Here is a 12,656-nt window from a genome sequence, read left to right on the forward strand (position 1 = left end):
GCTTAATTATGGCATTAACTGCAGGAATCGTAGGATTACCAAACGTAGGTAAATCAACTTTATTTAACGCAATTACAAAAGCAGGCGCAGAAATGGCTAACTATCCATTTGCGACAATTGATCCTAATGTTGGAATGGTTGAAGTTCCAGATAAACGCTTAGCTCGGATTGACGAAGTCGTCCCTGCTAAGAAAATTATTCACACAACTTTTGAATTTACAGATATTGCCGGTATTGTTAAAGGCGCAAGTAAAGGCGAAGGATTGGGTAATAAATTTTTAGAAAACATTCGTCAGGTTGATGCAATTGTGCATGTTGTTCGTGCATTTGATGATGATAATATTACGCATGTTTCTGATAAAGTTGACCCAATGGACGATATCGAAACGATTAATTTGGAACTTGTTTTTGCAGATTTGGATAGTGTTACGAAACGCTATGCTAAGGTAGAAAAAGTTGCGAGAACAAAAGATAAGGATGCTTTAGCAGAATTCAGTATCTTACAAAAAATCAAACCGGTTCTTGAAGCTGGACATGCCGTTCGTTCGATTGAATTTGATGAAGAAGAAGAAAAATATGTTAAAGGCATGTTCTTATTAACTAATAAGCCAGTCCTTTACGTTGCTAATATCGCCGAAGATGATATGGCTGATCCTGACGCTAATAAATATGTGAAATTAATTGAATCTTTCGCCAAAGAAGAAGGTTCTGAATGCTTAGCTGTTTCTGCTAAAACGGAAGAAGAAATTGCCGAATTAGATGATGAAGATAAGTTAGATTTCCTTGAAGCTGCTGGTGTCGAAGAATCAGGACTTGATCGTTTAATTAGAGCTTCTTACAAGTTATTAGGTTTAGCAACATTCTTCACTGCGGGTGGTGCTGAAACACGAGCATGGACCTTTAAACAGGGGATGAAAGCACCTCAAGTTGCCGGTGTTATCCATTCAGATTTCGAACGTGGGTTTATCCGCGCCGAAACAATGTCATTTGATGACTTGGATAAAAATGGAAGTGTTGCGGCTGTTAGAGAAGCTGGTCGCTTACGTTCCGAGGGTAAGGAATATGTCGTGCAAGATGGCGATATTATTGAGTTCAGATTTAACGTCTAAATAAAATAAGTTAGTAGGAGTTGTTAACCATGGCAGATGAAAATAACCTTGAAGGAACATCAGTTGAAGATAGAAATGCTTCGGCCGCTGCAAAACAAAAAGAATATCTAGAAAAAGAAACAAAGTTACAAGGCAATGGTCCTTTCGCGGGATTAACGAAACGTAATGAAGACTATGTTTACCGTTTAAATAGTATTTTAACGGATTCAGAAATTAATAATGAAAAACGCGATACAATTATTAATGAGATCGTTGCAGAATTGCGTACTGAACAACGTAAGGGTGTAACAGCAACTAAATTATATGGTCCGGTTAGCACAAAAGCTGCCGATATTATCATGGGACCTCAGAAAAAAGCTGCAGAACCATCAACGAGTTTTTGGTTGACTGTTCTGGATAATGGCTTGATGATGCTAGCAATTTTCGCTGCCATGTATGCTGTGACAGGATTTATGAATAAAACAAGTTTAGAGGCCGGCGATTCAGGTGCCGGTGGATTATTGACACTACTCTTGACATCAATCTTGGGTGGAATGGGCGCAGCACTTTTCTACAAAAAATATGGGCCTAATGTCAAAAAAGAAGACAAACCAGCTTTCTGGGTTACATTACTCGTAATGATTGCTTTCATCGCTGTTTGGATTCTTGCCTACATGTTAGTAGCATTGATTCCAGGACCACTTAATTCAATATTACCAGCAGCTGTATATGTTGTAATTGCAGCTATCGCATTTGTGGCAAGACTTTATATTAAACGTCGCTATAATATTAATCGTACAATGTTTTAGATTCAGTAACGACTGGAAAAAGAGTTCAAGTAAAATTTTTGAGCTCTTTTTTGCTACAATCACGAACGATTACAACTTAATAAGAATCAGACAATAGCCTTGACCAGGGTTGAACTTATCTGGTATGTTAGTAAACAAAATAAAATGAGAAAGCTGGTTTTAAGATGTCAAATTGGGAAACAAAGTTCGCTAAAAAAGGATTCACTTTTGATGACGTATTATTAGTACCTGCAGAAAGTCATGTATTACCGAACGAAGTTGATATCAGTGTGCAATTAGCAAAGAATATCAAGTTAAATGTCCCAATTTTAAGTGCCAGCATGGATACTGTCACAGATTCTAAGATGGCGATTGCTATGGCTCGCCAAGGTGGATTAGGTGTTGTCCATAAGAACATGAGCATCGAACAACAAGCCGGAGAAGTAAAAAAAGTTAAACGCTCTGAAAGTGGCGTTATTATTGATCCTTTCTACTTAACACCACAACATTCTGTTGCGGATGCTGAACAGTTAATGCAACGTTACCGCATCAGTGGTGTACCAATTGTTGAAACACTTGATAATCGTTTATTGATTGGTATTATTACCAACCGTGATTTACGTTTTGTCTCAGATATGACAGTTTCAATTGATAGTGTAATGACTAAAGAAGGATTAATAACTGCTGCCGAAGGAACTTCACTCAAGGAAGCGGAAAAAATTCTTCAAACAAATAAAATCGAAAAATTACCAATCGTTGATCATGATGGTCGTTTAACAGGTTTAATCACAATTAAAGATATCGAAAAAGTTGTTGAGTTTCCTAATGCTGCTAAAGATAAACATGGTCGTTTACTTGTCGCTGCTGCTGTTGGTGTTACAAGCGATACATTTGAACGAGCTACAGCTTTACTAGAGGCTGGCGTTGATGCTTTGGTTATTGATACTGCACATGGACATTCTGCCGGTGTTATCCGTAAAATTACTGAAATCAGAGCTAAATTTCCTGATGCTACTTTAATTGCTGGTAATGTCGCAACGGGTGAAGCAACTCGTGCTCTTTATGATGCTGGTGTTGATGTTGTTAAAGTTGGGATTGGTCCTGGATCAATCTGTACAACACGAATTGTTGCCGGCGTTGGTGTTCCTCAGTTAACAGCCATTTATGACGCTGCTGAAGTTGCTCGCGAATATGGTAAGACAATTATTGCTGATGGTGGAATCAAGTACTCTGGTGATATTGTTAAGGCGCTTGCTGCCGGTGGAAATGCCGTTATGTTAGGTAGCATGTTAGCCGGAACTGATGAAGCACCTGGCGAATTCGAAATTTATGAAGGCCGTCGCTTTAAAGTTTACCGTGGCATGGGTAGTTTAGCGGCCATGGAACAATCAAATGGCTCTTCTGACCGTTACTTCCAAAGTGGCGTGAATGAAGCTAATAAATTAGTGCCAGAAGGTATTGAAGGTCGCGTGGCATACAAGGGTAGTTTAGCTGATATCATTTTCCAAATGGTTGGTGGCTTACATTCTGGTATGGGTTATGTTGGCGCTGGTACATTGAAAGCCTTACAAGACGATGCTCAATTTGTTCAAATTTCAGGTGCTGGTTTAATTGAATCACATCCGCATGATGTTCAAATTACTAAAGAAGCACCTAATTACTCAGTTAAATAACAAAAAAGGTTTAATTTCTTTAAGTTAATTAAAGAAATTGAACCTTTTTTTATTGAGTAATTTTTAAAGCGCTAATTTTGTGAAGGTTCATCATCAAACATAGTATCAGACATTTTATTGGCGTCTGCCTTATCTTGATAAAAGTGTTGACTTGCCCACATACCGGCGCCGTCTGCTAGAGTTAATACCGGAATACTGCGCCCGTTAATAACTCTATTTTTAACGCCGTAGAAAGAGCCAGTACCCGCAGATTGATACCAACCTTTAACATTAAGCCATTTTCGACCATTTTCCTCGTTAGTTGATCTAACTGAACCCCAGTGTTTAAATTTGTAGGTATCCTTATTATCATCGATCGTACCAGACCCTGCTGAGAGTGCTTTATCAGCAGCCGTTCGTTCGCTATCGGAGTGTATTTCAGTGGTATTACCATTTGTAATAATTTTATTGCCGGTAATGTTAATCGTATCAAGTTTGGACTCGTATTTATTATAGCCATACCAAGTTCCTATTAATGAAGAATCAATTAGATTATTGGCTTTCTTGGCACTTTCAGAACTAGCTTTTTGAGCACTTTCAGAACTAGCTTTTTTAGCCTTTTCAGAACTAATTTTCTGAGCACTTTCAGAACTTTGTTGTTCAGTCGACCCTGATTGCTTCCCACAACCAACGGTAACTAAAAGCGAACAACATAAAACAACGACTATCCCCATTTTTTTAACTAACACTTTCATTCCTCCATAAATCTATATTTATACTACAGTAACTTTATAACATTTAGTCAAATTAATTACAAATACGATTCTAGTAACTGACGTCAGCGTTTTTTATCTAAAATAAGTGTTATTTGTGGAAGTATTCAGCGTTAGGGGCTACACTACAATTATAAATAACAGATGGGGGTTACAAAATTGGCATATCAAGCAAGTCAGGAAGAACATTCAATTGAAATTACTAATGTTCAAGCATTAGAAGGTTTAGTAAAAGCACGTATGGAAAAGGGTGCATTTGGTTACATCGCCGGTGGTGCAGAAGATGAATGGACATTACGTGAAAATGGTGTCGCATTCGATCACAAACACATCGCACCTCGCGTTTTAAAAAATATTGAAAAACCAGATTTATCAACAACCTTTATGGGTATCGATTTAAAAATCCCAATGATTGCAGCACCAATTGCAGCACAAGGATTGGCTCATGAACAAGGCGAAATTGATACTGCTAAAGGGGTAGCTGCTGTTGGATCAATCATGTCACTCAGTACATATTCCAACAAAACGATTTCGGAAACATGCGATGGTGGAACGGGTGGTCCTCAATTCTTCCAACTATATATGAGTAAAGATGAAAAATTTAACCGTTTCTTGTTAGATCAAGCTAAAAAGGTTGGTATGAAAGCAATCATTTTAACAGCTGATTCAACATTAGGTGGTAATCGTGAAGCTGATAGTATTAACCACTTTACCTTCCCAATTCCCATGGCTAACTTGGCTGAATATGGCGAAGGTGAAGGACAAGGAATTGCGGCTATCTATGCCAATGCTAAACAAACATTGAGCTTAGAAGATATTAAAACAATTTCTGACTACACTGACTTACCTGTCTTTGTTAAGGGAATTCAATCACCATTAGACATTGATGATATCATCGAAGCCGGCGCTAAAGGCGTTTGGGTTTCAAATCATGGTGGTCGTCAATTAGATGGTGGACCTGCATCATTTGATGTTCTTGAATCAATTGCCAAAAAAGTTAACAAACGTGTGCCAATTGTCTTTGATAGTGGAATCCGTCGCGGATCACATATTTTCAAGGCACTTGCAAGTGGTGCAGATGTTGTCGCAATTGGTCGTCCAATGGTTTACGGTCTTCATTTGGGCGGTGCGCAAGGTGTTCAATCAGTCTTTGAACATTTATCAAAAGAATTAACAATCGATATGCAATTAGCCGGAACAAAAACGGTTGATGATATTAAAAAAACTGAATTAATCTAAGAGAGACTCATAAGGGGGATACAATTATGTTAGTAATCAATTATGTTCATGGAAAAGAGTTACAAGCAACTTATAAAACGGCTGCAGCTTTTGTCGCAATGATGGAATTAGAAGTACCTGAATTCGAAGATTATTATGAAATCACTAAAGTTACAGAAGACGGTAAAGAAATTGACATATCAGACAAAACAATGGGCGGTTTATTCAACTACTTATTAGCACGTAAATAATTTTCTAAGAGAAGGGCTTTCATTTTTAAATGGAAGCCTTTTTTGATACCATGAATTAAGCATATTTAAGCAATTCTTTAAAGTTATCCTGTAAGATGTTTGATACAATGTAACTATAATTAAGAAAGTCAGGAGACATCCAATGAAAATTTTAGTCGTAGATGATGAAAAAGAAATCGTTGATTTAATTTCTATTTATTTAAAGAACGAAGGATATGAAGCAATTACTGCTCAAAATGGACTTGAAGCTATTGAAAAATTAGAAAAAATGCCGGATATTGGTGTGATGATTCTTGATGTCATGATGCCTAAAATGAACGGAATGGATGTGATTAAAGAAGTTCGTAAAACTTCAGAAATCCCTATTTTAATGGTTTCTGCGAAGACGGAAGACATGGACAAAATCCGTGGATTAATCACGGGGGCCGATGATTACGTTGTTAAACCATTTAACCCATTAGAGATTATGGCTCGGGTTAAATCATTACTCCGTCGCAGTCAGAACTCAAATCCAGCACCCGATGTTGCACTCGAAATCGGACCGTTAATTATTAAAAAGGACTCACATGAAGTTCAAACGGTTGATGGAAATGCTATTCAATTAACGGCTTTAGAATTTGGAATCTTATATTTGTTAGCATCACATCCAAACCATGTTTACTCCGCAGATGATATTTTTGAACAAGTATGGCAGCAGGAATCAATTATTTCTGCAAAAACGGTAATGGTGCATGTTAGTCATTTGCGAGATAAAATTGAAGTGGCCACAAACGGCGATGATATTATTAAAACTGTTTGGGGCGTCGGGTACAAAATAGAGACGCATTAGTTAAGGAGACATCTTTGAAATTAACCGGTAGAGAAAAAAGTGAATTAATTGGTGAAGGATTCATTACAATCATTTTATTAATTTTATTAAATTTATCTATTTTTATCTTATTAAATCAGACCATTGCTTCTAATCCAGGACTTAGGAATGGAATATTTCAAATAAAGACATCATTAACGTTTGGACCTAATGATTTTAATATTTGGAGTTGGGGCAATGTTTTTGTTGTGTTTATGGTTATTGTAGATATTATCGTGCTTTACTGGCGTTTAATTCGACGCTACCGTCAAATGCAGTTGCGACATGTTATTTCAGAATTACATTATATTGCCGATGGTCATTATGACCACCAAATCCCTTTTAAGTTACAGGGAGATATGGCACGAGTGGTTTCGAGTATTAATGCATTGGTTCAAAGTACAATTGAGTCAATGGAGGAAGAACGGCGAATAGAGAATTCAAAAGATGAATTGATAACGAATGTCAGTCATGATATCCGCACACCATTAACATCAATTATTGGGTACCTCGGTTTAATAGAAGATAATCAGTATAATTCGCAAGAAGATTTACTTTCATATACGCACACGGCATATGTAAAGTCGAAACAAATGAAAGTTTTGGTGGAAGATTTATTCGAATATACTAAGGTTCGTCAAACGTCAACACCAATTAATGCAATTGATTTTGACATGAACCAGATGTTGGCTCAGTTAGCAGCTAGCTTTGAACTTGAAGCTAAAAATAAAGGGATGACAATTGCCAGTAGCACAAAACCTAACCCATTAATGATGGAAGCTGATACCGAGAAATTAGGTCGCGTTTTTAATAATTTAATTTCAAATGCTTTGAAATATGGTTCCGGTGGGAAACACATTTATTTGGAAGCGGAAAAAATTGGCCAAGAAGTCATCGTAAAAGTCTCTAATGATGGTCCTAAAATTCCTGAGCAGTCGCTCGATCAATTATTCGATCGTTTTTACCGAGTGGAAGAATCGCGTTCACAAAAAACGGGTGGAACTGGATTAGGTCTTGCCATTGCTCAGAGTATTATCACGCTTCACGGTGGGTACATCTACGTCGTTTCAGATGATTCGCTAACTAGTTTCGTTATTCATTTACCGCTTGGTAAGGATAAAAAACTGATTAGAAAGTAAGAACGATAGTTGCAAGAATAGGTATTATTGGGTATTCTTAAATGAATAAGAGAAGTTAAGAGGGTAAAGAGAATATGATATTTTTAAAACGCACAAAAAAATTCGTAGTTGGACTTATTTCTGGTGCAGCGTTATTCACTGGGGTTTCAGCAATGACACTTCACGATGTTAAACCTGTATCGGCTGCTACAACAAGCTCAAGTGCAATTAATTTAACTGCTAAAGCGGCTTTAGCAATTGATGCGGATACCGGTCAAGTTATTTATGAAAAAAATGCCGATGCCGTTTTACCAATTGCATCAATGACAAAATTAATTTCAATTGATGTTATTTTGGATCAAATTAAAAGTGGTAAGTTAACTTGGGACCAAAAAGTGACTGTTGATGATGATTCTTATAAAATCAGTCAAGATACATCATTGTCTAATGTACCATTGAGTAAAACGAAAAAATATACAGTTAAAGAACTGTATGATGCTAGTTTAATTTATTCAGCTAATGGTGCCATTATGGCGCTTGCTCACCAAGTTTCGGGATCACAAAAAGATTTTGTGACTTTAATGCGTGCAAAAGTTAAATCATGGGGCATTAACGATGCTAAAATTGACAATGTCTCTGGGTTAACAAATAGTGATATTAGTGATGCGGATCGCTACCCTGGATCATCTGCGGCCGATGAAAATGAATTAACAGCCAAAGATATGGGACTTATTGCTAAAAACCTACTTAAAAAATATCCAGAAGTATTGAAAACAACAAGTATCAAACGCCAAGCTTTTGATAAAGGAACATCTGACGAAACGTTGATGGAAAACTGGAACTGGATGTTGCCTGGATTGGCTAAAGCTTATACTGAATTACCTGTTGATGGTTTGAAGACAGGGACATCTGATAAAGCCGGCGAATGTTTTACAGGAACTGTTAAAAAAGATGGACATCGTATTATTACGGTTGTTTTAGGTTCATCACATAAGAGTGAGACAGATGTGAGTCGCTTTACTGATACGCAAAAAATCATGTCATATGTCTTTGACTCATTTGATGTTAAAACAATCAAAGCGGGTACGACATTTAAAAATGCAGATAGTTTACCTGTCTTCCATGGTAAAGAATTAACAACAAAAGTAGCGCTTAAATCTGACCAAAAAGTTTGGTTGAAAAAGGGTGAAACAGTTAAGAGTGTTGTTTCGGCTACAGTAGCGAAAAACACATCATTAGTTAAAAAGACTGGATTAGAAGCACCCATTAAAGCTAATAGTGATATTGGGACGCTTAAGTTAACTGGTAAAGGCAATGCATTAACTTATGTTGATGGGTCAAAAGCACTTTCTGTTACCGGCACAAATGAGAAGGCAATTGAAAAAGCAAACATCTTTGTTATTATGTGGCGCGCGGTTGCTAACTTCTTTAAAAACTTATTTTAAGCAATAAAAATCATCTATATCACAAGATGATTTTTTTGTCTTTATGAGTTAATAAGTTATGTAAAATTAAGAAAATCTTAAAAAAAAAACAAATAGTAAAAAAAATTTGTCCTTCGTGGACATTTGATGTATATTATAACCTATCGATAAAACTTTATAGTAGACATAATTAATTTTAGGGGGCACCAATTTCAATGAAAATGATCAAGAATGAATTTAAATTTGTTGGGAAGAATAGACTAATTCTTATTTCAACAATCGTTATGATGCTCATTCCGATTCTATATGCTGCTTTCTTCTTGAAATCAGTTTGGGATCCATACGGTAAGACAAGTGAATTACCAGTAGCAGTCGTTAATAACGATAAATCCGTTAAATATAATGGTGAAACTTTAGATGTTGGTGATCAACTTGTAAAAGAGTTGAAGAGTAACCATCAATTAAAGTGGATGTTTGTTTCTGAAGAACAAGCAAAACAAGGGATGAAAGACAACAAGTACTACACAACAATTACGTTACCTGAGAACTTCTCTTCTAACGCAGCAACATTGTTGGATACGAATCCTAAGAAAATGCAAATCACATATGATACCAATGCATCACGTAACTACATTGGTGAAGTTATCAGTGAAGCAGCTGCAAAACAATTAAATAGCCAAATTCGTGAATCAGTCACGGAATCATACGCTACAGCTATCTTTGGACAAGTTAAAACAATCGGTAAGGGCTTTAAAACAGCTGCAACTGGTTCTAAAAAACTATCTGATGGTACGATTACGTTAAATGATGGCTTAAATAGTTACGTTACAGGTGTTGGCACGGTTAACAATGGTGTTCAAACATTATCAACTAGCGTTGTGCCATTGAAGAACGGTGTACAACAATTAACAACAGGTGCTGGCTCATTAAGTGCCGGACTATCAAAATTAGATAACAGTACGGGCGCTTTAGCTTCAGGTGTATCGAAGTTAGATTCTGGTTCAACAACGTTAGCAAGTGGTGTTGTAACGTACACTAATGGTGTCGGAACAGTAAATACAGGCTTACAAACGTTAAACGGTAGTACCGGTGCATTGGCTTCAGGAGTTACGAAGTTAGATGCCGGTTCAACAACATTAGCAAGTGGATTAATAACATATACTAATGGCGTCGGAACAGTTAATACAGGTTTACGTACATTAAATGGTAGCACTGGCGAATTGGCCTCAGGCGTTAAAAAGTTAAAAGATGGTTCAACAAACTTATCTACCGGTGTGAGGGGCTATACTGATGGCGTTTCTTCATTAAATACAGGTTTGGGCGCATTAAGTTCAAATTCTAAAAAATTAAATGATGGCATTATTACGTTAAAAAACGGTGTTATAACTGTACAAGACAGAAATAAATTATTAACTACTAATTTACAAGAGTCTGCTGATAAACTAGACATGCAATTAAATAATCCAGATTCAAAAGCTGAAATGGAAAAATTAATGGCAGGTTTTACTGCTTTAGATTCTGGAATATCGGATTTAAATACACAATTAAATGGTGCGGATGCACCAGCTATTGATGGTGATAAATTAAAAGCTGATTTAACTCAAATTGGAGTTAATACAAAAACAGTTGCAGCTAAAGCCACAGATGCTGGTTCAGAACTTAGCTCATTAAATGATAACTTATACAGTACTTCTAACCCTTCTAGTGTTGCCGTACAACTTAAAGGTACAGAAGGTAATATGGCTGAATTAGTTAAATTTATGAAATCTGCTGATTTTGCAGCCTTAGCCGCAAAGGACCCAGCAATGGCAAAAAGTATTTCTGATTCTGTAACGGGATTAGGTACTCAATTGACAACTGCTGGAACAAGTTTAGCCGCATCAGGGGCTAACACCGCAAAAATTAAAACGAATTTATCTGACATGACGACGCCATTAACTGATACTGGCGATAAATTGAAAGATATTCAAACAGAATTAGAAGCTATTCAGGCATTATTACCTAAATTACAAGCACTAAAAGACGGCGTTGCTAAGTTGGCTGCGCAGGAACCACTAGTAACATCAGGTGCTAGAACGGCAATTAATAAACTAGTTGCTGGGTTAACAACTGTTGAAACTGGATTGACACAACAAGGCGATGGCTCAAAAGAAAATCCTTATGGTGCTATTCAAGCAACTAATTTATTAAATGCAGGCTTAAGTCAAATTAAGGCTGGGCTAAATGGTACAGATAAAACACCTGGGTTGATTCCAAGTATTCAACAATATACTGCTGGAGTTGGATCAGCTAATGATGGTTCTAAAAAATTAGTTGGAAACAATATTGCGCTTGTATCAGGCTCAAAACAATTAAATACGGGATTAATAACATTAAATGGATCAGTACCAACATTGACATCAGGCGTTAGTCAATTAGCTGCAGGCTCATCACAATTAGCAGCAAATAGTGGTGCACTTGTATCAGGATCAGGTCAATTAAGTACGGGTCTATCAACATTAGATGGATCAGTACCGGCATTGACATCAGGTATCGGTCAATTATCTACAGGTTCAAATACGTTATCAAATGGGTTAGTAACCTTGAATAACCAAGTACCAGCACTTGTATCAGGTGTTGATCAATTGGCAGCAGGAACTCAAAAATTAGATGATAACTCAGCTAAATTGGGTGATGGTTCTAAAACACTTAAAGACGGAACTAAAACGTTAGCTACTGCTCTTAAAACGGGATCAGATACTGTTAACGGTATTAAAGCAACTAATAAAACAGCTCAAATGTTCGCTGCACCTTCAGAATTGAAACATAAAGATTACAGTTATGTACCTAATTACGGTCATGCTTTAGCACCATATGTACTTTCACTTGCATTGTACGTTGGCGCAATCGTCTTTAACTTTGCATTCCCAATCCGTAAAGTTTCAATGGAAGGTCAATCAGCAACAGCTTGGTTCTGGAGTAAAGTTGCTATCGGAACTGTCGTTGCTATTGGTATGGCAGTCGTTGAAGTTACGGGAATGCTTATGTTCGGATTACAAGCAGACCATATTGCTCAAACTTACTTAATTGCAACAACGTTCTCGTTAACATCGATGTACCTTGTCATGGCGCTTGCTATGGCATTCGATAATCCTGGTCGTTTTGTGGCCATGGTTCTTCTGATGTTACAATTAGGTGGCGCGGGTGGTACCTTCCCAATGGAAGTTACAAACAGCTTCTTTAACGCTATCCATCCATTCTTACCAATGACTTACTCTACTTTAGGGTTCCGTCAATCATTAACATCTGGAATGGTTAGTGGACAAGTTGGAATGAGTGTTCTTATTCTAGCAATCTTCGCTATCGTCTCACTTGTTCTATTATGGGTTGCTATGCAAGTTCTTCAAAATATCGGACTTGCTGGTAAATCACAATTAGATGATAATCAAAAATTACAAGATTTAGAAAAATAATCATTAAATTAAAATAAGGAGGCTGTGACATAAGTGGTCTCTGAA

The 12,656-nt window shown here is 36.9% G+C and carries 10 protein-coding genes; 9 read left to right on the top strand and 1 reads right to left on the bottom strand.

Annotated features, from left to right (window positions below; all coding sequences use genetic code 11):
• The first annotated feature begins 8 nt into the window (after positions 1 to 8).
• The 3 genes from ychF (at position 9) to guaB (ending at position 3,549) form a co-directional block, all read left to right on the top strand.
• Positions 9 to 1,109, top strand: a complete 1,101-nt coding sequence (gene ychF / locus FC66_RS04455) for a redox-regulated ATPase YchF (protein ID WP_057974186.1) — start codon at positions 9 to 11, stop codon at positions 1,107 to 1,109.
• A gap of 29 nt (positions 1,110 to 1,138) precedes the next feature.
• The gene (locus FC66_RS04460) at positions 1,139 to 1,897 is read left to right on the top strand and encodes a DUF1129 family protein (protein ID WP_057974187.1); all 759 of its coding nucleotides are present in this window, start codon (positions 1,139 to 1,141) and stop codon (positions 1,895 to 1,897) included.
• Positions 1,898 to 2,061: 164 nt separating this feature from the next.
• A complete protein-coding gene (guaB, locus tag FC66_RS04465; protein ID WP_057974188.1) occupies positions 2,062 to 3,549 on the top strand; it encodes an IMP dehydrogenase in 1,488 nt (495 codons plus the stop codon).
• A gap of 71 nt (positions 3,550 to 3,620) precedes the next feature.
• Here the strand turns inward: guaB and FC66_RS04470 are convergent, their stop codons facing one another.
• Positions 3,621 to 4,277, bottom strand: a complete 657-nt coding sequence (locus FC66_RS04470; RefSeq protein ID WP_057974189.1) for a hypothetical protein — start codon at positions 4,275 to 4,277, stop codon at positions 3,621 to 3,623.
• Between the two features lie 183 nt (positions 4,278 to 4,460).
• Here FC66_RS04470 and FC66_RS04475 point away from each other — a divergent pair, with 183 nt between their 5' ends.
• The 6 genes from FC66_RS04475 to FC66_RS04500 all read left to right on the top strand — a co-directional run bounded on the left by FC66_RS04475 (position 4,461) and on the right by FC66_RS04500 (position 12,611).
• On the top strand, positions 4,461 to 5,540 hold the full coding sequence (locus tag FC66_RS04475; RefSeq protein ID WP_191978435.1) for a lactate oxidase: 1,080 nt from the start codon (positions 4,461 to 4,463) through the stop codon (positions 5,538 to 5,540).
• Between the two features lie 26 nt (positions 5,541 to 5,566).
• Positions 5,567 to 5,770 (top strand): hypothetical protein, encoded by a 204-nt coding sequence (locus tag FC66_RS04480; protein WP_112251185.1) that lies wholly within the window; start codon positions 5,567 to 5,569, stop codon positions 5,768 to 5,770.
• 142 nt (positions 5,771 to 5,912) lie between these two features.
• Complete coding sequence (locus FC66_RS04485) at positions 5,913 to 6,599, top strand: response regulator transcription factor (RefSeq protein WP_057974192.1); 687 nt, start codon at positions 5,913 to 5,915, stop codon at positions 6,597 to 6,599.
• 14 nt (positions 6,600 to 6,613) lie between these two features.
• Entirely contained in the window at positions 6,614 to 7,756 is a 1,143-nt protein-coding gene (locus FC66_RS04490; protein WP_057974193.1) for a sensor histidine kinase, read from the top strand.
• Positions 7,757 to 7,830: 74 nt separating this feature from the next.
• Complete coding sequence (locus FC66_RS04495) at positions 7,831 to 9,180, top strand: serine hydrolase (protein WP_057974194.1); 1,350 nt, start codon at positions 7,831 to 7,833, stop codon at positions 9,178 to 9,180.
• 200 nt (positions 9,181 to 9,380) lie between these two features.
• Positions 9,381 to 12,611, top strand: a complete 3,231-nt coding sequence (locus tag FC66_RS04500; RefSeq protein WP_420911473.1) for a YhgE/Pip family protein — start codon at positions 9,381 to 9,383, stop codon at positions 12,609 to 12,611.
• The last annotated feature ends 45 nt before the right edge of the window (positions 12,612 to 12,656 follow it).

It is taken from the genome of Dellaglioa algida DSM 15638 (genome assembly GCF_001434695.1).
Lineage (GTDB): Bacteria > Bacillota > Bacilli > Lactobacillales > Lactobacillaceae > Dellaglioa > Dellaglioa algida.